This window comes from Brevibacterium marinum, from assembly GCF_011927955.1.
Lineage (GTDB): Bacteria > Actinomycetota > Actinomycetes > Actinomycetales > Brevibacteriaceae > Brevibacterium > Brevibacterium marinum.
On record NZ_JAATJN010000001.1, the window covers coordinates 3,141,509 to 3,166,867 of the forward strand.

At 64.4% G+C, this 25,359-nt stretch carries 23 protein-coding genes; 5 read left to right on the top strand and 18 right to left on the bottom strand.

All coding sequences use genetic code 11. The features are described 5' to 3' along the window. Window positions 1-28 precede the first annotated feature (28 nt). Window positions 29-484, bottom strand: coding sequence for a twin-arginine translocase TatA/TatE family subunit (locus BKA07_RS13965; RefSeq protein ID WP_167951420.1), 456 nt, complete (start codon window positions 482-484; stop codon window positions 29-31). Window positions 485-589: 105 nt separating this feature from the next. Here BKA07_RS13965 and BKA07_RS13970 point away from each other — a divergent pair, with 105 nt between their 5' ends. Next, complete coding sequence (locus BKA07_RS13970; RefSeq protein ID WP_167951421.1) at window positions 590-922, top strand: MGMT family protein; 333 nt, start codon at window positions 590-592, stop codon at window positions 920-922. Between the two features lie 12 nt (window positions 923-934). Continuing rightward, entirely contained in the window at window positions 935-1,597 is a 663-nt protein-coding gene (locus BKA07_RS13975) for an O-methyltransferase (protein WP_245161955.1), read from the top strand. A 155-nt stretch (window positions 1,598-1,752) separates the two neighbouring features. Here the strand turns inward: BKA07_RS13975 and BKA07_RS13980 are convergent, their stop codons facing one another. From BKA07_RS13980 to dapE, 6 genes are all read right to left on the bottom strand, one after another. Next, the gene (locus BKA07_RS13980; protein WP_167951422.1) at window positions 1,753-1,923 is read right to left on the bottom strand and encodes a DUF3117 domain-containing protein; all 171 of its coding nucleotides are present in this window, start codon (window positions 1,921-1,923) and stop codon (window positions 1,753-1,755) included. Window positions 1,924-2,041: 118 nt separating this feature from the next. Continuing rightward, entirely contained in the window at window positions 2,042-3,277 is a 1,236-nt protein-coding gene (locus BKA07_RS13985; RefSeq protein WP_167951423.1) for a hypothetical protein, read from the bottom strand. Further along, window positions 3,274-3,543 (bottom strand): DivIVA domain-containing protein, encoded by a 270-nt coding sequence (locus BKA07_RS13990; RefSeq protein ID WP_167951424.1) that lies wholly within the window; start codon window positions 3,541-3,543, stop codon window positions 3,274-3,276. The genes BKA07_RS13985 and BKA07_RS13990 overlap by 4 nt, the downstream gene beginning before the upstream one ends. A 31-nt stretch (window positions 3,544-3,574) precedes the next feature. Then, entirely contained in the window at window positions 3,575-4,474 is a 900-nt protein-coding gene (folP, locus tag BKA07_RS13995; protein WP_342449078.1) for a dihydropteroate synthase, read from the bottom strand. Continuing rightward, a complete protein-coding gene (locus BKA07_RS14000; protein ID WP_245161956.1) occupies window positions 4,471-5,241 on the bottom strand; it encodes an LOG family protein in 771 nt (256 codons plus the stop codon). The genes folP and BKA07_RS14000 overlap by 4 nt, the downstream gene beginning before the upstream one ends. Before the next feature lie 5 nt (window positions 5,242-5,246). After that, window positions 5,247-6,413 (bottom strand): succinyl-diaminopimelate desuccinylase, encoded by a 1,167-nt coding sequence (dapE, locus tag BKA07_RS14005; protein ID WP_167951426.1) that lies wholly within the window; start codon window positions 6,411-6,413, stop codon window positions 5,247-5,249. A 43-nt stretch (window positions 6,414-6,456) separates the two neighbouring features. Here dapE and dapD point away from each other — a divergent pair, with 43 nt between their 5' ends. Then, window positions 6,457-7,401: a 2,3,4,5-tetrahydropyridine-2,6-dicarboxylate N-succinyltransferase gene (gene dapD / locus BKA07_RS14010; RefSeq protein ID WP_167951427.1), complete on the top strand. Its 945-nt coding sequence runs from the start codon at window positions 6,457-6,459 to the stop codon at window positions 7,399-7,401. Between the two features lie 561 nt (window positions 7,402-7,962). Here the strand turns inward: dapD and BKA07_RS14015 are convergent. The 3 genes from BKA07_RS14015 to fdxA form a co-directional block, all read right to left on the bottom strand. Next, a complete protein-coding gene (locus tag BKA07_RS14015) occupies window positions 7,963-9,246 on the bottom strand; it encodes a citrate synthase (protein ID WP_167951428.1) in 1,284 nt (427 codons plus the stop codon). Window positions 9,247-9,396: 150 nt separating this feature from the next. Then, window positions 9,397-10,518: a succinyldiaminopimelate transaminase gene (gene dapC, locus BKA07_RS14020; protein WP_167951429.1), complete on the bottom strand. Its 1,122-nt coding sequence runs from the start codon at window positions 10,516-10,518 to the stop codon at window positions 9,397-9,399. 3 nt (window positions 10,519-10,521) lie between these two features. Next, window positions 10,522-10,845 (bottom strand): ferredoxin, encoded by a 324-nt coding sequence (gene fdxA / locus BKA07_RS14025; RefSeq protein WP_167951430.1) that lies wholly within the window; start codon window positions 10,843-10,845, stop codon window positions 10,522-10,524. Window positions 10,846-11,044: 199 nt separating this feature from the next. Between fdxA and BKA07_RS14030 the strand changes: the two genes are divergently transcribed. Further along, window positions 11,045-12,118, top strand: a complete 1,074-nt coding sequence (locus BKA07_RS14030) for a GNAT family N-acetyltransferase (RefSeq protein WP_167951431.1) — start codon at window positions 11,045-11,047, stop codon at window positions 12,116-12,118. 64 nt (window positions 12,119-12,182) lie between these two features. Here the strand turns inward: BKA07_RS14030 and BKA07_RS14035 are convergent, their stop codons facing one another. From BKA07_RS14035 to BKA07_RS14065, 7 genes are all read right to left on the bottom strand, one after another. Beyond that, the gene (locus BKA07_RS14035; RefSeq protein WP_167951432.1) at window positions 12,183-13,943 is read right to left on the bottom strand and encodes a VanW family protein; all 1,761 of its coding nucleotides are present in this window, start codon (window positions 13,941-13,943) and stop codon (window positions 12,183-12,185) included. Window positions 13,944-13,956: 13 nt separating this feature from the next. After that, a complete protein-coding gene (locus tag BKA07_RS14040) occupies window positions 13,957-15,309 on the bottom strand; it encodes a PIG-L family deacetylase (protein ID WP_245161957.1) in 1,353 nt (450 codons plus the stop codon). Between the two features lie 16 nt (window positions 15,310-15,325). Further along, a complete protein-coding gene (typA, locus tag BKA07_RS14045) occupies window positions 15,326-17,236 on the bottom strand; it encodes a translational GTPase TypA (protein WP_167951433.1) in 1,911 nt (636 codons plus the stop codon). A gap of 208 nt (window positions 17,237-17,444) precedes the next feature. After that, window positions 17,445-19,373, bottom strand: coding sequence for an ABC transporter ATP-binding protein (locus tag BKA07_RS14050; RefSeq protein ID WP_167951434.1), 1,929 nt, complete (start codon window positions 19,371-19,373; stop codon window positions 17,445-17,447). Continuing rightward, a complete protein-coding gene (locus BKA07_RS14055; RefSeq protein WP_167951435.1) occupies window positions 19,373-20,404 on the bottom strand; it encodes an ABC transporter permease in 1,032 nt (343 codons plus the stop codon). The genes BKA07_RS14050 and BKA07_RS14055 overlap by 1 nt, the downstream gene beginning before the upstream one ends. Next, window positions 20,401-21,945, bottom strand: a complete 1,545-nt coding sequence (locus BKA07_RS14060) for an ABC transporter permease (RefSeq protein WP_167951436.1) — start codon at window positions 21,943-21,945, stop codon at window positions 20,401-20,403. Before BKA07_RS14060 ends, BKA07_RS14055 begins: the two co-directional genes overlap by 4 nt. Window positions 21,946-22,048: 103 nt before the next feature. Further along, on the bottom strand, window positions 22,049-23,857 hold the full coding sequence (locus BKA07_RS14065) for an ABC transporter substrate-binding protein (protein ID WP_167951437.1): 1,809 nt from the start codon (window positions 23,855-23,857) through the stop codon (window positions 22,049-22,051). Between the two features lie 246 nt (window positions 23,858-24,103). On the opposite strand from BKA07_RS14065, the gene BKA07_RS14070 reads away from it, so the two are divergent. After that, complete coding sequence (locus BKA07_RS14070; protein WP_245161958.1) at window positions 24,104-24,694, top strand: hypothetical protein; 591 nt, start codon at window positions 24,104-24,106, stop codon at window positions 24,692-24,694. Between the two features lie 6 nt (window positions 24,695-24,700). On the opposite strand, the gene BKA07_RS14075 is transcribed toward BKA07_RS14070, so the two are convergent. Next, complete coding sequence (locus BKA07_RS14075; RefSeq protein ID WP_167951438.1) at window positions 24,701-25,357, bottom strand: MBL fold metallo-hydrolase; 657 nt, start codon at window positions 25,355-25,357, stop codon at window positions 24,701-24,703. Window positions 25,358-25,359 lie beyond the last annotated feature (2 nt).

Genomic DNA, 25,359 nt, shown 5'->3' on the forward strand with positions numbered 1-25,359 from the left:
GACTCGGGGTCGGCTCCGGCGCGGCGACTCAGGTCGCTTCGGTGTCGAAGGGCGCCGTGGCGGAGCGATCACGCAGAACGGCCTGCGATTGGAACCGTTCGATCGGTGACAGCACATTGGGGCGAACCTCGGCATCACCAGCGCCCTCACCGTCGGCGTCGTTCGCGCCGGTTGGCTGGTCATCTGCGGCAGACGACTGCTCCTGGCGCTTGGATTGGCGGATGGCCGAGTCCTCTTCGACGAGGGCCTCGCGCACGATCCGTCGTGGGTCGTACTGCCGTGGATCGAGCTTCTGCCAGTCGACGTCGTTGAATTCGTCCCCGAAGTCGCGACGCACGGTGTCCTTCGCCCCTTCGGCCATTCGACGCATCTGCCGCACGAGCTCGCGCAGCTTCTGTGCGTATTCGGGCAGGCGTTTGGGCCCGATGACGACCAGTGCCACTACCACCAGGATCAACATCTCGGTGCCGTTGATACCCAACATGGGATCAAGTCTACCGTGGACGGCAGTATGCTCGACTCACGGTCGACACAGGAACCGTCACCGAGCACAGACCGGCAGCTGGGCACGAAGGGGAGTTGGACAGATATGGACGAGATCACCGTCGAACGGGTGCTGCGCATCGTCGAGCTCGTGCCCGAGGCCCGAGTCGTCAGCTACGGCACCGTCGGGCTCGTGGCCTCCCGCTCACCACGCTTTGTCGGACGGGTGATGAAGGAGTTCGGTTCGAACGTCACCTGGTGGAGGGTCGTCAACGCCGCAGGGGTGCTCCCCGAGTCGCTGCTGCCCGCCGCACGCGAACGTTGGGACGATGAGGGCACGCCGCATTCGCACGAGAAGGCGCACAGATCCGCATTCGTCGACGTCGATGAGCTTCAGGCGCTGTGGCAAACCCGCGGAATCGACCCGGAGTGCCGTTAGACTTGAGACCACATGTCAGCCGAAAGCGAGGGTCGTTTGTCACGTGAGAATGCAGGTGATCTCACCTTCTCCGAGCAGTACAACGGGCCCGATCCGCTCTTGGATGCGGCGCGAGCGCTGTCGCATGAGAACGGCTTGGCCCCGGTGTCGCAGACGACCGCGGCGACGCTGACCCTCCTGGCTCGGGTGCTCAGCCCCGTCGCCGCGGTCGAAGTCGGCACCGGTGCCGGGACCGCGACGCTGGCGCTGCTGCGAGGAATGCCCACAGCGGGGATCCTGACTTCGATCGACACGAATTCCACGGCTCAGGCAGCTGCCCGTGACCTCATCGACATGGCCGGGATCCGTCACAGTCGCCTGCGTCTGATGAACGGACGCGCCGAGGACGTTCTCCAACGCCTGGCGCCGAGTGCCTATGACATGGTGTTCATCGATTCGGAGCCGACGAACCTCGAACGCATGATCGAACCGGCGCTGCGTCTGTTGGACACACACGGTCTGCTCGTCATCCATCAGACCCTGCTCAAGGGCGGCGTGGCCGATCCCGTCGATCGTTCCCCGCGGACGCAGGCCGCGCGCGGAATGCTCAACCGACTCGCCGGTCAGGACCGTCTCGAACGAGTCCTCCTGCCCATCGGCCAAGGTCTGTTGCTGCTGCAGAAGACTCAGCGCTGAGCCTTCTGCCGAAGCAGAAACAGCCCGTCTGCTGATGCAGAAACAGCAGAGACTCTGCGAAGTCTCTGCTGTCTGTTCAGCTGGCCTGTCTGTTCAGCTGGCCGTGCTCGTCCCACGTCCCAGGCCGTTCGTTCGGCGGCGAAGTTCGGCTGCGCTCAGAGGCCCAGCGTCTGTGCCAAGGTGTCGTGCAGGTCGGTGGCTTCGTCACTGCTGAGTTCGATCACGAGACGGCCTCCGCCCTCGACTGGAAGCCGCATCACCATGCCTCGACCTTCTTTGGTCACTTCCAGAGGTCCATCGCCGGTGCGGGGTTTCTGGGCTGCCATGTGGGCTCTTCCTTCCGTTGATTCTGCAAAGACGGTTCACGTTCGATGGACCGACAGTTGTACCTGCGATTATTCCACGATCCGGTCACCGACGGGTAACCCGACCGGAAACCGACGACTAGGGTGGCAGATCGGCCGGTGGTGTGAAGTGCCACAGGTAGGCGATCCACACGATCTGGAGCAGGATGAATGCGCACAGCAGCACCGCCCGGTATCCGCGCGACCGAACCAAGGACAAGGTCAGCGCCATCGGGAACAACGGCAGCAGCAGTCGCAGCGTCGACGTCTGCGGGGTGAAGAAGATCAGCAGGTAGATCCCGTAGGCCAGGCAGAAGTGCTGCAAGGTCCGCCCCATCCTGGCCCCTGCCGGGGAGAAGATGAGCGCGAGCATTCCGGCGATGACGAGCAGGAGGACCAGCGGCCCCAGCGGCCCGAGCAGACTGTTCGCCTGGGCCACCCACTGCACGACGTAGGTCGACTCGCCCGTGTGCCAGGCCGCCTCGGTGTCGGTGTACGCGGTGATCGATCCCGTCACCAGCCACGCATGGGCGGGGTGGACCAATGCCGCGGCGCACGACAGAACACCCAAGGTCCACGAACGGACCACCTCGGCGCCGGGATACGGATCATGCCTGCGGGAGAGGAACCGGTCGATGAGGTGAAGCAGCATGAAGAAGGCGAAGGCGACGCCGATGGGCCGCGACAGATCCATGAGGAACACGACGGGGATCGCCATCAGATAGCGACGCTCGACCAGAAGGAAGAGGGCCGTGGCCTGGAGCAGCAGCGTCAGGGACTCCGCGTACCCGGTGGAGAAGATCGCAGCCGGCGGGAAGAACATGACCAGCGCCAGTCCGGTCAGGGCCTGCCCCGGTTCCGTGTACTTGCGGAACAGCGCCAGGATGACGATGGCGGCCAGACCTGCCGCAACAGTCGATACGAGCGGCGAGATCACCTCATAGCTCAGCCCGGTCACACTCGACAGATTGCCCACGACGGCCGGATGCAGCGGGTAGAACGCCCACTGATTCTCCGTCACCGCCCCCGCCTCATCGACCGGGAGCATGCTCGGATATCCCTCTTCTGCGACGCGTCCGTACCAGCCTCCGTCCCAGAAGTTGAGGAAGTCGTTGAGGGTGGTGGTGACCGGGCTCGAGGACCAGTTGGCCGGGTCCTGGCGTTTGAGGACGGCGGCGAAGATGGAGATGCTCACGACCCGTGAGGCGAAGTACACGGCGATGGCCTGCACCCATACGGGCAGGGTGAGGAACAGCGCTGCCCAACGGGAGGCTCTGGAGGAGTTGAAGACTTCTGGGGCGAGGACGATTCCGGGGAGGTCGCGGGTTCTGCTCATCGCTGCCTGTGTGCGGCTTCCAACTCGTGGATGCGGGTGCGCAGGCGTGCGAGTGTCCCATCGACGTCGTCCATGCGATAGCCGCGCAGCGCCGGTCGGAAGGAGAGTCCGTCGAGGTCCTCGGCGGTGAAGTTCTCGGGCAGCGGGTCCCAGCCGGCTTCGGTCTCCTCGGCGGACTCGGCGGAGAAGACGTTGAAGGTCGCCGCCAGCACGATCACGAGCACGAAGATCGCCGCGGCGACTCCGATCACAATCCACAATGGCATAGCGTCATTTTCTCACAGTGGACCGGCCCGCTCAGCGCAGGCCGCGCACGGTGTGTTTGGGTGCTGCGTCACCGGTGATCGCCAGGGCCACGTCGATCGCGTCCGCGGTCGCCCTCACATCGTGGGTGCGGATCATCGCCGCGCCTTTCGCCACGGACAGCGCCGTGGCGGCGATCGTGCCGCTGAGCCGCTCGTCCGGTGCCACATCGCCGATGGCCTCTCCGACGAAGTCCTTCCGAGAGATGGCCAGCAGCACCCGGAAGCCGGTCTGGACGAAGGCTTCGAGTCCGCGCAGCAGCCGCAGCGACTGGTAGGAGTTCTTGCCGAAGTCGGGTGTCGGGTCGATGATGATCTTCTCGGCCGCGACACCGGCGTTCCGTGCGGCCTCTGCCAGTCCGATGACTCCTTCCAGGGTTCGGTCGACGACTTCTCCAGCGCTCAGGCCGTAGCGGTTGCGGTGGGCGTCGGTACGCGGGGGGAGACCCCCCGTGTGCGAGCAGACGATGCCCGCGTCGTGACCGGCAGCGACGCGGGCCAGTTCGGGGTCGACCCCGGCCCAGGTGTCGTTGAGCATGCCCGCACCGGCCGCGCACGCCGCCTCGGCGACCTCATGACGCCAGGTGTCGACGCTGATCAGCACGTCTGGATGACTGCGCGCGACGGCTTCGATGACGGGGCAGACACGGTCGATCTCCTCGGCGATGGAGATGTCCCGACCCCGTCCGGCCCGCACACCGCCGATGTCGACGATGTTCGCGCCCTCGTCGACCGCGGTCTCGACGGCGGCGATGGCCTGTTCTGCGGTCACCGCCGATTCGTAGAAGGAGTCCGTGGTCCGATTGACCACGGCCATGATCGCCGGGTTCCCGGGTCGGGCGTGTGCCAGTGTGAAACCGCCCAGGTCGGGCTGCGGCTGTGCTGCGTCCCTCACTTCAGCCCACCCTCCTCATCGGCGTCGACCGCGGTGCTGATGATGTCGACGACCTCGTCGATGTCATCGGTGAGGGTGAATAGACTCATATCCCGCTCGCTGATGGTGCCTTCGGCGAGCAGGGTCGTCGTCATCCAGTCGATGAGGCCCTGCCAGTAGGCGGTGCCGAAGAGGATGATCGGGAAGGATGTGACCTTGCCGGTCTGGACCATCGTGAGGGCTTCGAAGAACTCGTCGAGGGTGCCCAGACCGCCGGGCATGACCACGAAGCCGCGCGAGTATTTGAGGAACATCGTCTTGCGCACGAAGAAGTAGCGGAAGTTCACGCCGAGTTCGACATGGTCGTTGAGACCGGATTCGAAGGGCAGCTCGATGCCGAGCCCGATCGACACTCCCCCGGCCTCACCGGCACCCAGGTTGCCGGCTTCCATGATGCCCGGACCGCCGCCGGTGATGATCGCATTGCCGGCATCGACGAGGCGCCGCGAGATCTCACAGGCATCCCGGTATCCCTGAGTGTGGGCGCCCAGTCGAGCGGAGCCGAACATCGCCACTGCCGGGCCGATCGTCGCCAGCGAATCGAAGCCTTCGATGAATTCGGCTTGGATCCGCAGCACGCGCCACGGGTCCTGATGAACCCAGTCGGAGGTTCCCCGGGAGTCCAGCAGACGCTGGTCGGTGGTCGTCGACGGCACCTGTGACCCGCGCAGGCGCAGGGGTCCCTTGCTGTAGAAGTCCGTCTCAGCACTCTGATCATCGTGGGGCATGCTTCTCACTGCCCCTCGAGGTAGCTGTGCAGTGCCGAAGTGGCCCATTCGACTTCGGTGACCCGGACATGCTCGTCCGACTTGTGGGCGTAGAGGGGGTTGCCCGGACCGAAGTTCACGGCAGGGACCCCCAGGGCGCTGAATCGGGAGACATCGGTCCAACCCAACTTCGGCGCCGGCGAAAGTCCGAGTGTGTCGATGAAGTCCTGGGCGATGGCTCGGTCCAGACCGGGTCTGGCCCCTTCTGCGGCATCGGTGACGACGACGTCGAAGCCGGAGAAGAATTCCCGGAGGAACCCTTCTGCCTCGGCGGCGGATCTGGTCGGGGCGAAGCGGTAGTTCACGGCCACGGTGCATGCGTCGGGTACGACATTGCCGGCGACCCCGCCGGTGATCGACACGGCCGACAGCGACTCCCGGTAGTCGAGGCCGTCGACGCTCACGGTGCCGGTTTCGTGCTCGGCCAGACGGCGGAGCACCTCGGCGGCGGAATGGATCGCGTTGACTCCCATGAACGCCCGTGCCGAGTGGGCGCGGACCCCGGTCGTCGAGACGTCGACGCGGATGGTGCCGTTGCATCCGCCCTCGACGGAGGCATTCGATGGTTCGCCGAGGATGGCGAAGTCGCCGCTGAGCCAGTCGGGATGGCTGCAGGCGACGCGGCCGAGGCCGTTGAGTGAGGCGTCGACCTCCTCGTGGTCGTAGAAGACCCAGGTGACGTCGCGGTTGGGTTCGCGCACGGCCGCCGCGGTGACCAGCGCCATCGCGACCCCTGCCTTCATATCGCAGGCTCCCCGGCCCCAGATGACCTGCTCGTCCGTGTAGTCGTCACCGGTGAGGTGTGTGCGTCGAGGCGGAAGATTGTCCTCGACCGGGACTGTGTCCAGGTGGCCGGCGACGACGATGCGTTCGGCATGCCCCAGCTGGGTACGGGCCACGATCGTGTCTGCGTCCCTGAGGATCTCGAGGTCGGGGCCGGGCCCGCCGCTGATCCGGTCCAGCACCTCGGCGACGGCGTCGGTGATCGTTCTCTCATTGCCCGAAACCGACTCGATCGCGCAGAGACGGCCCGTGAGCTCGGCCGTGTCGTCGAGGGCCTCGAACAGGTAATCGGCGAGGTCACCCGTGGGGGTGAATTCGGAATCGGTCTCAGCAGATGGATCGGCAGTCATACCGCTTAGCCTAGTACTGCCGCCACCGACTAGTCTTGGTGGCATGACAGAACGCATAGTTTCCGCACGTGGCTTGGCCACCGTCCACACCGACACGGTCCTCGCCGTCTGGTATCCGACCCTGAGCACAGGCGAGACCCATGATGCCGCAGAGGCGGCCGCCACCTCGCTGGCCCACAAAGACGGCCTCGATGCCCTCGTCGGCCCCGACGAGGCGCGAGGCACAAATGCCCAGGTCGTGACCACGACGATCGACCTCGACGCCGGTCCCGCCTCGGCGGCCGATGCCTACCTGCGTCTGCACGCGCTCTCCCACCGTGTGGTCGCCCCCAACGACGTCAACCTCGACGGAATCTTCGGTCACCTCGCCAACATCGTGTGGACCTCGGCCGGCGCCTGCTCCCCCGAGGACTTCGAAGCGACCCGGGCACGGCTGCTGGCCTCCGGCTCGGTCGCCGTCTACGGCCTCGACAAATTCCCTCGCATGACCGACTTCGTCATCCCCGCCGGTGTGCGCATCGCCGACGCGGACCGGGTCCGCCTCGGCGCCCACCTCGCCGCGGGCACGACCGTCATGCACGAAGGATTCGTCAACTTCAACGCCGGCACACTCGGATCGGCGATGATCGAGGGACGCATCTCCCAGGGCGTCGTCGTCGGCGACGGCTCCGACATCGGCGGAGGTGCCTCGATCATGGGCACCCTCTCCGGCGGCGGAACGCACCGCATCTCGATCGGCAACGGCAGCCTGCTGGGCGCGAATTCGGGAGTGGGCATCTCCATCGGCGACGACTGCATCGTCGAGGCCGGTCTCTACATCACCGCCGGCACCCGCATCAGCGTCCCCGGCGAGGAAGAGACTGTCGTCAAGGCCTCCGAACTCAGCGGACAGAACAACATCCTGTTCCGCCGCAACTCGGTCACCGGCGCCGTCGAGGCGATCTCACGCTCGTCCAAGGGCATCGAGCTCAACCCCGATCTGCACTGAGCGTCGGGCGGCACTCAACGTCGGTTGGCGCTGAGCTGCAGCCGGTACTGAGCTGCGGCCGGTACTGAGTCCCGGGCGGCACTGGACGTCAGGCGGCACTGGACGTCAGGCGGCGCTGAGTGTCCGCACTGAGTGACGATCGGCTGAGTGGCGGTCGACTGAGCTTGCCATCAAATGCCACAAGAGGGCGCGTCCCCGAAAGAGGACGCGCCCTCGTTGTGTCGCAGCGTCTGAACGCCCCGGATGGCCCGCTTGAGAGTGGGAATGGTCAGCGGGTGCGAGATGGTCTGCTGGAACCCGCGGTCCGGGCTGAGATGAAAATACGTCCTACACTCAGCACTGCTTCATCCCGTTGCAGAACGGTGATTAGCAGCTGCGTGTAGGGCGTATTTTGTAAGTATAGGACGTATCGCCGACGGTGCGAGTTGCGGCCAACGGTGCCGGTTACGGCCCGGCTGTGCGAGTTGCGGCCAACGGTGCCGGTCGCGACCCAGCGGTGCCGGCCACGGCTCGGCTGCGCGAGTTGCAGTCAGCGGAGCGAGTTACGACCCGGCTATCCGATCAGCGGTTGTCGATGTCCGTGTAGTCGCGCGAGTGTGCGCCCGTGTAGATCTGGCGCGGACGGCCGATCCTCGTCTCCGGGTCGTTGATCATCTCGCGCCACTGGGCGATCCAACCGGGCAGGCGTCCGACCGAGAAGAGCACCGTGAACATGTTCGTGGGGAATCCGAGGGCCTTGTAGATCAGACCCGTGTAGAAGTCCACGTTCGGGTAGAGCTTGCGCTCGACGAAGTAGTCGTCCGCCAGAGCGATCTCCTCGAGCTTCTGAGCGACCTCGAGCAGCGGGTCGCCGCCGGAGCGGGCCAGGACCTCGTCGGCGGTCTTTTTGATGATCTTCGCTCGAGGGTCGTAGTTCTTGTACACGCGGTGGCCGAAGCCCATGAGACGGACGCCGTCCTCTTTGTTCTTCACGCGCTCCATGAACTTCTCCGGTCCGTCGTCGGAGGCGGAGATTCCCTGCAGCATCTCGAGGACGGCGGAGTTCGCACCGCCGTGCAGCGGTCCGGCCAGGGCGTTGACGCCGGCGGAGATCGACTGGAAGAGATTGGCCTGCGATGAGCCGACGAGGCGGACCGTCGAAGTCGAGCAGTTCTGTTCGTGATCTGCGTGGAGGATGAAGAGCTGGTCCATGGCCCTGACCGCCAACGGGTCCGGCTCGTACTCCTCTGCGGGAACGCCGAAGTTCACTCGCAGGAAGTTCTCGACCAGGCTCAGGGAGTTGTCGGGGTGGATGACGGGCAGTCCCATGTTCTTGCGATGGGCCAGAGCAGCGATCGTCGGCATCTTCGCAAGCAGACGGAACGTCGAGGTGTCGACCTGACCTTCGTCAAAGACATCGAGGTCATCTTGGTAGAAAGTCGACAAAGCGGCGACCGCGGCTGCCACCATGGGCATCGGATGCGCATCGTAGGGGAACGCCCGGAAGAAGCGCCGCAGGTCCTCATGGACGATGGTGTGTCCGCGCAGTCGGGCGTCGAATGCGTCGTACTGCTCCTGGGTCGGCAATTCACCGTGGATGAGGAGGTAGCTGACTTCGACGAAGTTGGAATGTTCGGCGAGCTGCTCGATGGGGTACCCGCGATACTGCAGGACGCCCGCGTCGCCGTCGATGTAGGTGATCGCCGAGGAGCTCGATGCCGTATTGGCGAATCCCGGGTCGTAGGTCACGGCGCCGGTCTCATTCAGCAGAGAGCCGATGCGATATCCGTTGTTGCCCGCGGACGAAGGCACCTCGGGCAGTGACAGCTCCGTGTCCGCGATCCGCAGACTCGCATCCGATGGCATATGTTCTCCTCAGCCTTTACCCACCCCAAGAACTTCCTGAGGCGTCTTGCACAATTCCCTCAAAGACTACCGATAACTCACAGATTCAGAAAATCACAGCAGCCTGCACATACTGCACGGTAATGTGTCCGAACCGCCTGCTCTGAGTGCTCAGACGGCCGCGTCGTGGAGCCGTTCCGCTGCCGCTGCGATGCGCCCGTCGTCGGCGGTGAGTGCAATGCGAATGTGGTCGGTGGCCGCCTCACCATAGAACTCGCCGGGACCAGCGATGATGCCCAGCTCGGCCAGCTGCGACAGCGACTGCCAGCAGTTGACGTCCGCGCTCGACCACAGATAGAGTCCCGCGCTCGAGTGGTCGATGCGGAATCCGTAGGCTTCGAGTCCTTCACGCAGCAGTTCCCTACGGGAGCGGTAGCGTTCCTTCTGCTCGAATATGTGGGCAGTGTCACGCAGTCCGGCGATCATCGCAGCTTGAATCGGGAACGGAACGATCATGCCCGCATGCTTGCGCGAACGTGTGAGGTCGCCGATGAGCTGCCTGTCGCCGGTGACGAACGCCGCGCGATAGCCGGCGAGGTTCGACTGCTTCGACATCGAATACACGCTGAGCACACCACTGTGGTCTCCGCCGGTGGCGTTGAGGATGCTCGGCGCCGGGGCATCGGAGGCCCAGTTGAGCAGGCCGTAGCATTCGTCGGAGGCGAGAACGACTCCCTCCGCCCTGGTGCGACGAACGACCTCGGCGAGGGTGTCGGTGTCGAGGACCTCGCCCGTGGGGTTGCCGGGGGTGTTGATCCACAGCAGACCGATCCCATCGAGGGAAGCTCCGGCGGCGACGTCGGCGGCGTCGATGCGTCGGCACTCGACGCCGGCGATCGTGGCACCCATCTCGTAGGTCGGGTAGGCCGCAGACGGGCAGGCCACGGCAAGCTCGGCCCGGCGCAGGCCGAGCAGGGTGGGCAGCCACGCGACCATTTCCTTCGACCCGATCGTGGGCAGCACCTCGGCGGACGGATCGAGGACGACCCCGTGCCAGCTCCGGTACCACCAGGCGATCGCCTCTCGCAGCTCATCTGTGCCTGCAGTCGACGGGTAGCCGTGGGCGTCGCCGGCGGCTGCCAGCGCAGACCGGATCACCTGTGGCGTGGGGTCGACCGGGGTGCCGATGGACAGGTCACAGACTCCGTCGGGGTGCTCCGCGGCCCGGTTCCGAACTTCGGTGAGCCGGTCCCAGGGGTAGTCGGGCAGGTTGAGGCCGAGGCGAACAGACATGGATCAGTCGTGCTGCTGCGGAGGCAGGGCGGCGATGATCGGGTGGTCACGGCCGGTGTTACCCAGCTTTGCGGCACCGCCGGGCGAGCCGAGCTCATCGAAGAACTCGACGTTCGCCTTGTAGTACTCCTCCCACTCCTCGGGAGTGTCGTCCTCGTAGAAGATCGCCTCGACCGGACAGACGGGCTCGCAGGCGCCGCAGTCGACGCATTCGTCCGGGTGGATGTAGAGGCTCCGCTCGCCCTCGTAGATGCAGTCGACCGGACATTCGTCGATGCAGGCCTTGTCCTTCAGATCGACGCAAGGCTGGGCAATGATGTACGTCACGAGTTCGACTCCTATTAAGACTCAACGAGATTGCACGTATCTACCCTAAGACTACGCCTTATGCCGTCGCGGGGTCCCACCCGCTGGAGGTGATCCCGGACTCAGGATGGTGTCCTCGCTCACACCTTCCGCGGGAGTGCTGCTGCCTGGATTAGGGTGGAGGCTGAAGGACCCGAGATGTTTCAGCGGAAGGCCACAAGTGAACGATCTGCAGCCCGGCAAGAGAGTGGTCGTACGATATTCGCTCGCACCCGGTGACACGCACTCGACTTCGGACGCCCTCGGCGTCGTCAACAGCGCCGACGAGTCCTTGGTGGAGATCGGCACCAAACGCGGACCGATACGCATCCCTCGCGACCAGATCATGCTCGTCCACGAGGTCCCTCCGGCGCCGACCAGATCGGGTCGGACACACGAAATCGTCTCCGCGCTCGATCTGCGCAGGATCTCGGCCGCTGCCTGGCTGCCCGAGGACATCTCCTGGCTGCATGTGGAGAATCTGCGCAACGAGAGCGCCGATAGTGATGAGGATCTGAGTCTGCTGCAGAAGGGCTGGCTGTTGCGCAGCTCCGAGACCGTGCACAGACGCGCCAACAGCTGCCTGCCCGTCACCGAGACCGGGATGGACTGGGAGCAGAGCCTCGACGCGGTCGAAGCCTGGTATGCGGCCAGACAGAAGCCCAGCCGCGTCCAGATCTACTCGACGGATGATTCCAGCTCGCTGGCCCCCGCGTGTGAAGGGCTCGCTCCGCTGCTCTCGGCCCGCGGCTACACTCCGTCCCAGCCGGTCCTCCTCCTGGCCGGCTCCACCGCCGAGGCGGCCGCTGGGGCCCAGCACCCCGGTGATGTGGCTGCGCCTGGCCTGTCGATCGACGTGAGCGAGCACCCGAGCGACGTGCACTACGCAGCGTGGACAAGTGAGCGGGACCCGGGTTCACTGGAGGCTTTCCGTGGGCTCATCGAAGCTTCGGACCCGTGTGAGTTCGTCACGGCCTATGCCGACCATCCCGACGGGAGCAGGTCCATGGTGGCCGGCTGCCGTGTCGTCGAACGCAGCAAGTGGGGTGTGGTGACGAATCTCGTCACCCATCCGGATCTGCGTCGCCGAGGAGCCGGGCGGTCCGTGGCACGGGCAGCGGCGGTGCTCCTGTCGCGCCGAGGAGTGCGTTCCTACCTCGTCGACATCGACGCCGCCAATGAGGCCTCGCTCAATCTCTTCACATCTCTCGGCGCCACCGTCCGGCATCGCTCCTGGTACGCGACTCGAGGATAGACGGTATGTGCCTCGAGTCCGAGACGCCCCAGTCCTCGCACTCGCCCCAGACCTCGCACTCGACCTAGTCCTCGCATTCGACCTCGTTCACGGGGCGATAGACGGTGACGAAGGAGTCCTTCGAGGCGGCGCCCGATTCGATGTCCTCCATCGTCCGGGTGATCTTGATTGACCACCCCTTCTTGGGCGACTGCGGTGAGCACTCGGACCCCGATTCGGTGATCGAGCCCGGCGAGCTGTAGTCGTACCGGCCGGAGGAATGAGAGTCCACCTTGAGCTTCTTGACCCCGAACACCTTCGCATGGACCTCTCCCCCGGAGAGATACATGTCGAGCACGACCGGAGTCTTCGAGGTGTTCGTGAACTTCATGTCGATCGACGACCAGTCGAGTGTCGCTTCACGCCCTTCCGGGTATCGGGAGATGTAGCGCGAGTGGGCTTGGTGCTCGTCGAGGTCGAATCCGGCGAAGAAGGCCGCGTTGAACAGGGTCGTCGACACCTGTGACACTCCCCCGCCGTAGTCCTCCTTCATCTGTCCGTCGGAGATGACTCCGGCGGGTTTGTACCCGTTGGCCGCTGTCCGCTGCCCGATGGTCTCGTTGAGGGAGAACTGCTCCCCCGGCTGGATGACGGTTCCGGAGACCTTCTTCGCCGCGACCTTGAGGTTGGTGTCGCGGTTGGGCTGTGAGCTGTAGCCGGTGGAGAACTCGGATATCACGTCCGAGACATCGGCCTTCTTCGCGTCCTTGGTCGTGAAGTCCGGTTTCACCGAGGCGAGGGTTACGGTGGGCGTGTCGGTGTTCCCCTCGATGACGCCGGTGACGGCCTCCGTCAGTTCGTCCTGCTCGATGCCGATTCCCGCCTTCGACTCCACGACCTCGGGTCTGCCGTCCTTGATCGTGAAGCTCGCGTCCTTCGCCGGTCTGCCGACATCGTCGTTGACCGCCAGCACTCGTTTCTGCAGCTCCTCTTCGTCGAAGACGGGGACGAGCTTCGAGTCCTTCGGTTCGAAGGTAAGGGTCTTCGCGATGGTCGTCGGATCGATCGTCAGCTCGCCGCCGTCGACATCGGATGCGACATCCTTCGCAGGTTCGGCCGTGACGCTGAGATCCTTGGCCACGGCGTCTGCGGCGAACCCCTCGGCGACGTCCTTGGCTTCGGCGGTGGTGATGTCGGGCTCCACCTCGGCGGCCTTGACCGGCAGGGCGCCGTCCGCGCGCAGCCAGGAGTCTTCGACGGACGTTCGGACCTGCTCGGTGCTCACGGTCTGTCCGTTCGCACCGTCTTTCAGCTTGGGCTTCGACTTCTCGTAGCTGACTTCGGCATCGACGGGTTCGACTTCCAGGGATTCGGTGACCTTGCCCGTCGCGTCCTCGAACTTCTCGTCGTCGATGATGATGACCGGTTCGATCTCGTCATCGCCGAAGACGCGGTCCCACAGCACGGTCGGGTCGAGGGTGAAGCCGCTGACACGGCTGATGGTCTCGGGGATGTCGAAGCCGACGCCGGCTTCCTCGGGGTCGAGTGCTGCGGTGGGCTTTCCGGCCCTGAGTTCGATCTTCTCCGCCGCTTTGTCGCCGAGTTCCTCGCGCAGAGTCACCTTGGCCTCGGAGGTGCTCTCGCCACCGATGTCGACGCCGGCGACCGTCGTCCCGGGGCTGAGCATGCGTCCGCTGAGGAAGCCGACCGCCAGGTAGATGACGGCCAGGACCATGAGGACGAGCACGGCGATCAGCCACGGTCTCCGCGTTTTCGGAGTCTCCGTGGCGCCGGTCGGGTCTCCGCCGGGGTTCGGTGAGGGGTGGGACGAGGTCTGGGTCGGCATGGTTCTCCCGATTCTACCGGGCTGCTTCGGGCCGCCGCACCTTGACGAACGCGAAGATCGCGGCGATGAACATGGGACCGATCAGCCAGGCTGCCGACCGAAAGGTCCCGGTCACGATGATGTCCGAGCCGGGCAACCACTGCGGCTGGCCGAGGACATAGGATCCGATGACGATGACGACGGCGGCGACGAGCATCGGCGCCGAACTCAGATACATGGTCTTGAGATGCCAGAGACCGCAGACGACGAGAAGGAGCGACAGCCCCACGCCCCAGGGCAGGATGACCGTGGCTCCCCCCAGGTCGAAGACGGACACATTCATGTGCTGCATTGCGCCGAGGAAGCCGATCAGCAGTGCCAGCAGCACTGCGTGGGCGTAGGCGAAGAAGCCGGGCTTCTTCGGTTCCCGACGTGAGCGACGCAGTGTGGCCGCGGACGGTGCTGCGGGACTCTGGGATTCGCAGGCATCGATGTCGAGGTCGGTCAGCACGTGCGGTGCGGCGCCCGCGGCCAAGGTCTCCGACGAGATGGGCGCGCCGGCACCGATGGAGTAGTACTCGTGGTCGACGATCTTCTGGCCGATGCCGTTCGACAGAGCGAAGAATCCCCCGGCGACGGCGACCTGGGTCCGGTGGGCCGAAAGTGCCGCACGTTTGGCGGCCAGTACCGATGAGATGTCCTGGGCGACGACGATCTCACTCACGGGTGGTTTGGTGGGGATCGTCTCGGCCGCTGCGAACCCGGTTTCGGAGAACCCTGCCTGGTTCGCGTCGAACATCTCGCGGGCCACCTCGGTGGGGACATCGACGAACAGCAGACGGCCGGTCGTCCAGGCAGCCGTATCGACGGCGGCCACGGTGGCGTCATGGACCCGAACGTGGTCGGGATGACCGTAGCCGCCGTTGGCGGCGTAGGTGATCACCACGTGCGGGCGGACCTCGTCGATGACCGCGGCGATGTAGCGGGCCACGGTCGGCAGTTCGGTCGCGCAGAGGGCATTGGCCGGCATGGACGAAGCGGCGACGGCGTGACTGTCGGGGCCCCATTCCATGCCCGAGTCCTCGAATCTGTGCGCGGTGCCGCCGAGGAACATGTGCTCGCGTACGCCCAGGGCCGCCATCGCCTCGGCGATCTCGGCCTCACGGACGCGGGCGAAACCGGCCCGGTCCCCTTCGAGTCCCTTGAGGTCGGTGGGGATGACCTCGCCGCCCTCACCACGAGTGGCACTCAGGACCGTCACCTGCGCGCCCTGCGCCACCAGCGCGGCGATCGTGCCGCCGGTCGTGATCGTCTCATCGTCGGGATGAGCGTGCACGAAGAGGATGCGGGGAACGACGGTCATGGAGTCCTGAGTGTTCGTGGTCATGCTGTGGAGTTCGAACTCACGCGTTCTGGCGACGCAGCTTGGCGGTGGTCTTAGCGCGTTCCTTCGAATCGAGTTCGACCTTGCGGATGCGCACTGCACCCGGAGTGACCTCGACGCATTCGTCCTCGCGGGCGAATTCGAGGCTCTCTTCGAGGGTCAGCTTGCGCGGCGGGGTGAGGTTCTCGAAGGAGTCCGCCGAGGCTGAGCGCATGTTCGTCAGCTTCTTCTCCTTCGTGATGTTGACCTCCATATCGTCGGCGCGGGAGTTCTCGCCGACGATCTGACCCGCATAGACCTCGGAGGTCGGCTCGACGAAGAAGCTGCCGCGCTCCTGCAGGTTGATCATTGCGTACGGTGTCACGGTGCCGGGGCGGTCGGCAACGAGGGATCCGCTGATGCGCAGTTCGATGCTGCCGGCCCAGGGACCGTATCCGGCGGAGAAGGAGTTCGCGATGCCGGTGCCCCGGGTTTCGGTGAGGAACTGGGTGCGGAACCCGATGAGTCCACGTGCGGGGACGGTGAATTCCATCCGGACCCAGCCGGTGCCGTGGTTCGTCATGGTCGACATGACGCCCTTGCGGCTGGCCATGAGCTGGGTGACCGCGCCGAGGTAGTCCTCCGGAACGTCGATCGTGAGCTCTTCGAGGGGCTCGTGGATCTTGCCGTCGATGTCCTTCGTCACGACCTGGGGCTTGCCGACGGTGAGTTCGAAGCCCTCGCGTCGCATCTGCTCGACGAGGATGGCCAGCGCGAGCTCGCCGCGTCCCTGGACCTCCCAGGCGTCGGGGCGCTCGGTGGGCAGAACCTTGAGTGAGACGTTGCCGACGAGCTCCTGGTCGAGGCGGTCCTTGACCATGCGCGCTGTGACCTTGGTGCCCTTCTCCCGGCCGGCCAGCGGCGAGGTGTTGATGCCGACGGTCATCGAGATCGCGGGGTCGTCGATCACGATCGCGGGCATGGGCTTCGGGTTGTTGATATCGGTCAGCGTGTCGCCGATCATGATGTCGGGGATTCCCGCCACTGCCACGATGTCACCGGCCGAGGCTTCGGTGGCCGGGACCCGGTCGAGGCCCTGGGTCTCGAGGAGTTCGGTGATCTTGACCGAGCTGATGTCGTCACCGCGGGCCCATGCCACCTGCTGACCCTTGCGCAGGGTGCCGCCGAAGATGCGCAGCAGGGCCAGACGGCCGAGGAACGGCGAGGCGTCGAGGTTGGTCACATGTGCCTGGAGGACGTCGTCGTCATTGATCTCCGGGGCCGGAATGGTCTCGAGGATCGTCTTGAACAGCGGCTCGAGGTCCGGATTGGACGGAGCCTCACCGTCGGGGGGCTGTTCGAGGGAGGCGGCGCCGACCTTCGCTGCGGCGTAGACGGTGGGTACGTTGAGCACCGAGTCGACGTCGAGGTCGGGAACCTCCTCAGCGAGATCGGAGGCCAGGCCGAGGAGCAGATCCTGGGCCTCTTCGACGACTCCGTCGATGCGGGCATCGGCACGGTCGGTCTTGTTGATCAGCAGGATGACCGGCAGCTTCGCGGCCAGAGCCTTGCGCAGCACGAAGCGCGTCTGGGGCAGCGGCCCCTCGGAGGCGTCGACGAGGAGGACGACGCCGTCGACCATGGACAGGCCGCGTTCGACTTCGCCTCCGAAGTCGGCGTGACCCGGTGTGTCGATGACATTGATGACGATGTGGTCGTCACCGGCGGACGGTCCGTTGTAGAGGACCGAGGTGTTCTTTGCGAGAATGGTGATGCCCTTCTCGCGTTCGAGGTCTCCGGAGTCCATGACGCGTTCAGCAAAATCACCGTGTTCGCTGAACACACCTGTCTGGCGGAGCATGGCATCGACCAGGGTGGTCTTGCCATGGTCGACGTGGGCGACGATTGCTACGTTGCGGCGGTTTTCCCGACGCGTGATGGCTTCAGTCATCAAGAACCTTTTGAGCTAGAGAGATTGGTCCGGTGCGGACCCAACAGACCATTATACGCACCACCGGCCTGCCCGAAATGACAGCTGGTGTTCAAGAAAGCGCAAATGGAATGCTCACGGGCATGCAAAAGGTGGTCGCAGCGGCCGAGTCCGAATGCGCATCAGCTGCGAATCGGACTCGACCACCGCGAGCGACCACCGAAACAGCTCAGGCCTCCGTCGTGGCCTCCAAGACAGCGTCCCTGGCCTCGCGCCGCTTGCGCTGTTCCCGCGGATCGGGAACCGGCACGGCGGAAAGCAGACGCTGCGTGTAGGGGTGGACCGGGTTGGCCACCACCTGCGAGCTCTTGCCGATCTCCACCAGGTAGCCGTGACGCATCACGGCGATCCGGGAGGCGATGCGTTCGATGACGGCGAGGTCGTGGCTGATGAATAGGCAGGCGAACCCGTACTCCTGCTGCAGACCTTCGAACAGGTCGAGGACCTTCGCCTGCACCGAGACGTCGAGTGCCGAGGTCGGCTCATCGGCGATGAGCAGCTTCGGCCGCAGGGTCAGAGCCCGAGCGATGCCGATCCTCTGTCGCTGACCGCCCGAGAGTTCGTGCGGGTAGCGGTTGCGCATCGAGGTGGGCAGTTCGACCGAGGTGAGCAGTCCTTCGACTCGTCTGCTCAGTTCGGGCCCCTTCATCCCCTCATGGAGGTACAGAGGCTCGCCGATGGACTCTCCGACGGGCAGTCGCGGGTTGAGCGAGGAACCGGGATCCTGGAACACGATGCCGACCTCCCTGCGCAGCGGTCGCATCTGCTTGTTCTTCAGGCCCTTGATGCTCTTGCCGTTGACGACCATATCGCCTTCGACGGTGGGCAGGAGGCCCAGTGCGGCACGGCCGATGGTCGTCTTGCCCGAACCGGACTCGCCGACCAGTCCCACGACCTCGCCCGGAGCGATCATGAGATTGATGTGGTGAGCGGCCCGGAACGCCTTCTTCCGGCCGACCGCCGGGTACTCGATCGCCGCATCGCGCAGCTGCAGAGCCGAGGGCTTCGAGAAGTCGGCCTGTGAACCGGGATGGTAGTAGGTCTCGGTCGAGCCCACATCGATGTCGGCACCGGCACGTTCGGACTCGGCGAGCTCTTTGGCCTCGACGGCGAGGTCGTCGGTCCGATTCGCGCCGCCTTCGGCGACGGTCGCCGCCCCGGGGTCCTCCGTGCCGACCGGTCGTCGTCCGGCGTCGGAGTGAGGGTCGACGTGCTCGTCTGACCTCTCGAGTCTCGCTCCCTCCTCCACGTCGGAGAGCTCGGCACCGAAGACGTCGCCCTCGATGCCCGTGCCCAGATGGGGCACGGCCTCGAGGAGCTGTTTCGTGTACGGGTGCTGCGGGTTGTAGAAGATCTCGCTCGCGTCACCCGATTCGACGACTCGCCCCGCCTTCATCACGATGATGCGGTCGGCCATATCGGCGACGACGCCCATGTCGTGGGTGATGAGGATGATGCCGGCATCGAGCTTCGACTTCAGCTGGCGCATGAGTTTGAGGATCTCGGCCTGAACCGTGACGTCGAGCGCAGTGGTCGGCTCATCGGCGATGAGCAGCTTGGGCTGACAGGCCAGAGCCTGAGCGATCATGATGCGTTGGCGCTGTCCGCCCGATAGCTGGTGCGGGAACGAGTGGAAGCGATCCTCGGGATCGGGGATCTCGACCAGACGCATCAGCTCCAGCGCCCTCTCCTTGGCCTCATTCGGGCCCACGTCCAGGTGCACGCGCAGTGTCTCCACGATCTGGAAGCCTGCCGTGTAGACCGGGTTGAGCGCGGTCATCGGCTCCTGGAAGATGACGGAGATCTCGTTGCCGCGCACCTCCTGCATCTTCTCGACAGGCATGCCGATGAGCTCGGTCTCACCCATGACGGCCGAACCCGTGGCGCGACCGTTGCTGGGCAGCAGCCCGAGCAGCGACATGCTCGACTGTGATTTGCCCGATCCGGATTCGCCGACGATCGCCAGCACCTCGCCGGCGTTGACCGTGTAGGTGAGGTCTTCGGCGGCCATCCACCATTCGTCGTTGACCCAGAAGTTGACTCCCAGGTCCTTGACGTCGAGGACCGGTGATTTGGCTGTGTCAGTCTTCTCTGCCATCACTTCGCCCCTTTCTTCGTCATGCGCTCGGCTTTCTTCATCTTCCGCCAGCTGGGGATCGTCTTCATCCGCGGGTCGAATGCATCGCGCAGACCGTCGCCGATGAAGTTGATGCTCAGGGCGATGGCGACGATGAACAGGCCCGGCCACCAGAACAGCCACGGACGTGTGGCGAAGGACGACTGGTATTCGCTGATGAGCTGGCCCAGGGATACGTCCGGCGGCTGGATGCCGAAGCCGAGGAAGCTCAGAGCGGCTTCGAGGACGATCGCCTGGCTCATCAGCAGAGTGGTGTTGACGATGATGACGCCCATCGCGTTGGGCAGCATGTGCTTGAACATGATCCGGATGTCGCCGGCCCCCGCGACTCGAGCCGAATCGACGAACTCCCGTTCACGCAGAGACAGGAAGTCGCCGCGGACGAGACGTGCCAGCCCCGTCCAGAGAATCGCTCCGAGCACGAGCCCGAGCACCGCTCCGTTCGTGCCCGAGACGAGACGTCCCAGAATCGCTCCGACGACGATGGTCGGCAGAATGATGAAGCCGTCGGTGACGCGCATGAGGATCGCGTCGACCCATCCGCGGTAGTAGCCGGCGAGGGCACCGACGATGGTGCCGATCACCAGAGCCACACCGCCGATGATGGCCATCACCATGATCGAGATCTGGGTGCCCTTCATCACCCTGGCGAAGTTGTCGCGGCCGATTTCGTCCTGACCGAAGGGGTGTTCGCCGAGGTTGAACGGATTCGACAGCGACCAGGTGGGCCCTCCGCCGGGATTGACGATCTGCCCCGAAGCCGTGTGATTGTGTATCCACCAGCCCGGCAGACCGAAGATGCCGAGGGAACTGAAGGCGAAGACCGCGATCCCGACGAGGACGATGAGTCCGCCCATCGCTCCCTTGTGGCGAAGGAACTTCCGGAAGACGATCTTGCCCTGCGACTGTCCTTCGGTCTCTTTCGCCTCGATCGCGTTGTCGCCCACCTCTTCGAGATCGGCGCTGGTGTCGGTGTCTCTGTTGGTACTCATGCGTTGACTCGAATTCTCGGGTCGAGGACGGCGTAGAGGAAGTCCGCGACCAGGTTGGCGACGATTGCGAGCAGTCCGGTGATGACGATGTAGGCCATGACCGGATCGATCTCGGCGCGGTTCATCGAATCGATGAAGAGTCGGCCCATGCCGTTCCAGCCGAAGATGGTCTCCGTGATCACGGCACCGCCGATCATCGTGATGATGTCGACCGGAACGATCGACGCCAGTGGAAGCAGACCGTTGCGCAGTGCATGACGCATCACAACGGTGCGCTCGTTGAGGCCCTTTGCCCGCGCCGTGCGGATATAGTCCTGGCTCATCACCTCGAGCATCGATCCGCGAGTGTAGCGGGTGTAGGAGGCGAACGAGATGAGCACGAGGGCGATCGACGGCAGAAGCAGATGGGTGAAGGTGTCGAGGTTCCCCATCCAGAATCCGCCGTCGATATTCGGGGCGCTGGCCCCGATCGTCGCGATCGGTCGGCCGTTGATGGCCGGATGGTTCGAGTACTCGTCCCATTCCTGGAGCACCCTGTCACTGAAGATGAGCACTGAGACGATGAGCCCGGTGTAGACCGTCGTCCGTGCGGTGTCCCACGGGTCGGGTCCGCGGAAGGCGAGTCCCACCCCGATGCAGACCGCGCAGGCCAAGACGAGCAGCCCGAACATCCACAGCCAGTTCATCTCCTGGTAGTAGAAGAGGTACTGCAACGGCATATAGAGCAGGGCGCCGATGACGACGATGGCGAAACTTGCCAACAGGACCCGCCGGTTCTTCAGCCCCGTCGACAGGTAGGTCATGACGACAGCCGCGCCCGCACCGATGAGGACCACGCCGATGAAGCCGATCGACGGAGACTGCACCCAGCCGCTGGCAAGGATGTAGTAGATCGTGGCGAAGGAGATCACCGTTGCGGCGGAGAAGGTGATGATCCTGCGACGCCCGTCGCCGCCGATCGCCCCCATCCAGAACAGACCCATCGCCAGACATGCGACGATGATCGGCCACCAGCTCGACAGCTGGGGTTCATTGATGAAGTTGTTGATCTCGATCGCGCCGAACTGTTTGAGCAGCACCGCGACCCAGAACACAGGCAGCGAATAGAGGAGGAACGAGAGGAATGTGATGAAGTAGTCGAACCCCGTGTACTGGCGAATGGCCGACACGACGCCGACGGCGATGCCGAGCACGATGGCCAGCACTGTCGACGCGGTGATGAGCTTGACCGTGTTGACGATGGCGCCCTTGAGCTGGTCGGTGACCTCCTGATTCTGATACCAGGCGGTGCCCAGATCACAGTGTCCGATGACGCAGCCCGCAGCGCCGGAGAGCCAAGAGAAGTAGCGGATGACGACAGGGGTGTCGAGCTCGAGCAGGCGCCGCCGTGAGGCGAAGAGGTCCTCGATGTTCGGCGAGGTCGAGGCCCGCAGATCCCAGAAGAAGTCCAATGCTGCATTGAGGAGCAGGTAGAGGACGAAGGTGACGACGAGGAGCACGAGGGCTGTCGACAGGAGCCGTCTGAGGATAAATCTGATCATAGTGTGGTGTCCGTTTCAAACTTCCGAAAACGCCGCTGTGGGGATCACACAGTGATCCCCACAGCGGATGGTGTGGAGAAGGACTGACCGCGTCAATCGCGGTTCAGTCGACTTCCCACTCCCAGTAGTTCCAGAAGATGGTCGGCGTCACGGTCGTCGTCGAAGCGTTCTTCAGGCTATCGCGATGGATGACGAGCGAAGGATGCTGGAAGATCGGGATACCGAAGGCATCATCGAGCAGCTGCTTCTCGAGTTTCGTCGAAAGATCCGCCTGCTTGTCCTCGGGTGCGACGAGGATCTGATCGAGGATCTTCTCCGTCTTCTTGTCCGAGTAGCCACCGTAGTTGTTCTGCGAGCCCGTCCGGTAGTTCGAGTCCGAATCGGTGATGCCCGTGGACTCCGACTGCCAGCCGAAGAGGGAGACGTCATAGGTGCCGTCGCCGAGGCGGCTGCCCCAGTTGACGTCGCCGACGTCCTTGATCTTGAAGCCGGCCTTCTCTGCCGATTCCTTGATCAGCTGAACCTCCTGCTGACGACGCGAGTTCGTGTTGTCATACATGATGCGCACCGTCGGAGCATCTGCCCCGGCCTCGTCGAGAAGCTTCTTCGCACCGTCAAGATCGACGTCCTCGAAGTCCTTGACGCCCGACCCTTCGACGATCTGGTCGTACATCGGCGAACCGGGCACCTGGTTGTAGGAATCGCGGACGACCGCGTCAGGGTTGAGCGGTTTGATGATCTTGTCGACGATGTCCTGCCTCGGCACGGTCTTCATGAAGGCCGTGCGGACCTTGTTCGCCGTCTCCTTGTCACCGCCGTAGCTCTCGGGATCGAAGGGACCTCCGTTGTCGAATGTGAAGTCGACGTGCTCATAGGTCGCGCCATCGGCGGAGTCGACCGTGACACCGTCGAGCTCCTCGGCCGCCGAGAGCACATCCGCAGTGGCCTGCGGCTGGGTGAAGTCGACCTCTCCGTTCTCGATCGCCTGGACCATGGCCATGGGATCGCCGTTGTAGCGAATCGTCACGGTCTCGACCTTCGGCTTCTTGGGACCCGTGTAGTTCTCATCGAGGGACAGGGTCAGGTACTGTCCTTCCTTGTAGTCAGTCATCTTGTACGGACCGGTGTGGACCAGGAGATCCTCGTTCTTGGGCATCGAGGTGAAGTCGAATCCGGTGTTCCACGTGTTCGAGACCTTCGACAGCTTCTCGGTGTCCTCGTCCTTGAGAGCCTTGACGATGGCGTCCTTGGCCTTCGCAGGATCCTCGACACCCAGGGCCTCCTCCGCAACGATGTGCGCCGGCAGACCAACACCGTCGGCACCCATGCCGAAGGCCGTCTTCCAGTCCGCGAAGGGTTTCGTATAGGTGAATGTGATCGACTTGCCGTCGTCCGACATCTCGGGGAAGTCCTCGATGAGCTGGCTGGAGATGACCGAGGAATCGAAGTAGACGGTGTCGGAGCTGTTCTCCTTGAGCGTTCCGTCGTCGTTGGCGTTCGACTCCACCGTGTTGAAGTGGCTCGAGGTCGCCGCCCAAGTCAGTGCGAGGTCGGCTGCGTCGACAGGGGTTCCGTCCGACCACTTCGCATCGTCGTTGAAGGTGTACTTCACCTTGAAGGGATCCTCAGACACCCTCTCGACGCTGCCGAGGTCTCCGTCCTGGACCTCGAGCTCATCGTCGTAGAACCCGAAATTGTCGTTCATCATGTAGGTGACGATCGCGTTCGCGACGGCATTGCCGTTCGTCGTCTGTGTGTTCATCGAGCGGAACGCCTCGTTCCAGCCGACGTTGAGCACGGAGCCTTCGGAACTGTTCTCACTGTCGTCGCCACCGCCGGGAGGGGTGCAGGCGGTGAGCACCATTGCTGCCGCGGCGACCGATGCCCCGGCTGCGAGGAAGCGTTTATTCACGTTCTCTCCTTGTTGTCATAGGGCGAGTCACCCTCAAGTTTGCATTCCACTTCCGGAGTGCAGTTGGCCACGTCTTCCCCAGGTGGGACTGTGACCGCGTTCATGTTTGTCACATGGAATGCCTCAAAGCTAATTCACGCGCCACTGTGACTGAGTCCACATACTGAGCGAATTTCACAATCGTTACCGTTTCGAGATCAAGGAAACATGCACACAACCTGCAGTCTCAATGGATAGGATGTTGAGGTGGTTAACAGTGAGATAGGTCGCAATTCAGGGAACGATCAGCCGACGGTCGTGCGGACGACGAGCTCGACCGTGCTCTTCTTCGTCATCGCAGCACTCTGCGTGGTCGGTGTCGGGTCCATCGCCGTCGGTGACTTCACCCTGCGGGGGCTCGCCGTGGCGGGCATCCCGATCGCCGTGGTCACGATCGTCTACGTCCTCTACCGGTTTCCCCGCGTCGAGCTCGCCCACAACGAGCTGGCACTGATCAATCCGCTGCAGTCGGTGCGCATCCCCTGGAATCTCGTCGATGGATTCGACACCCACTTCGGGCTAGGGGTCCGCACCCATGAGAAGGTCTTCTCCTCCTGGCCCCTGGCCGGCAGGGGAAAGAAGATGGAGAAGGACGAGCACGGCGTCCGCAGGCTCAGGGACAATCCGAATCCCGCTGTGGACACCGTGCTCGATCGCTATTCGGGCCTGGGCGATGAGGAGCTGTCGAACCCCTGCGGCGAACGCACCATCACCACCAGGTGGAATCTCGGCATCATCGCCGCACTCGTGGCGGCCGCCGTCTGGGCTGCCATCGGCTTCGCCGCTCTGCCGGGCTGATCAGGATCACCAGCCGCGATCGCGCCATTCGCCCAGTTTCGGACACTCCTCGCCCAGCGTGGTGCCGTCACCGTGTCCGGGCAACACGCGTGTTTCGTCGGGCAGCTGACCGAAGATCCGCTCCTCGAGATCGTCCATGAGTGAGGTGAAGTCCGCCTTGCTCCAGGTTTTGCCGGGTCCGCCGGGGAACAGCGAATCGCCGGAGAACAGAATGGTCTCTCCCCCATCGCGCAGCAGAAGGGCGACAGAGCCCGGGGTGTGCCCGCGCAGGCCGATCGCCTGCAGGACGAAGCCGCCGAAGTCTCCGACGTCGAGGTGGTCGACCGCGCGAGCGATCTCCACGCCTTCGGCCTGCGTGATCGCATCCGCATCGTCGCTGCCGGCGATCGTCATCGCATCGGGATATGCCGCCGAGGTCGCCGCCAGCGCCCGGATGTGATCCCAGTGCTGATGGGTCGTGATGATCGCCTGCAGGCTCGGGACCGCCGAGGTGTCTTCGGCCCCCGAGTCGATGAGGCCCTTGATGGCATCGGCGTCGGCGGCGGCGTCGATGAGGACCTGGGACCCCGATTCCTTGGCCGTGATCAGGTAGACGTTGTTCGCCATCTCGGACACGGCGATGCTGCGGACGACGACGTGCTGGGTTTCGATTGTGTTCACCATTG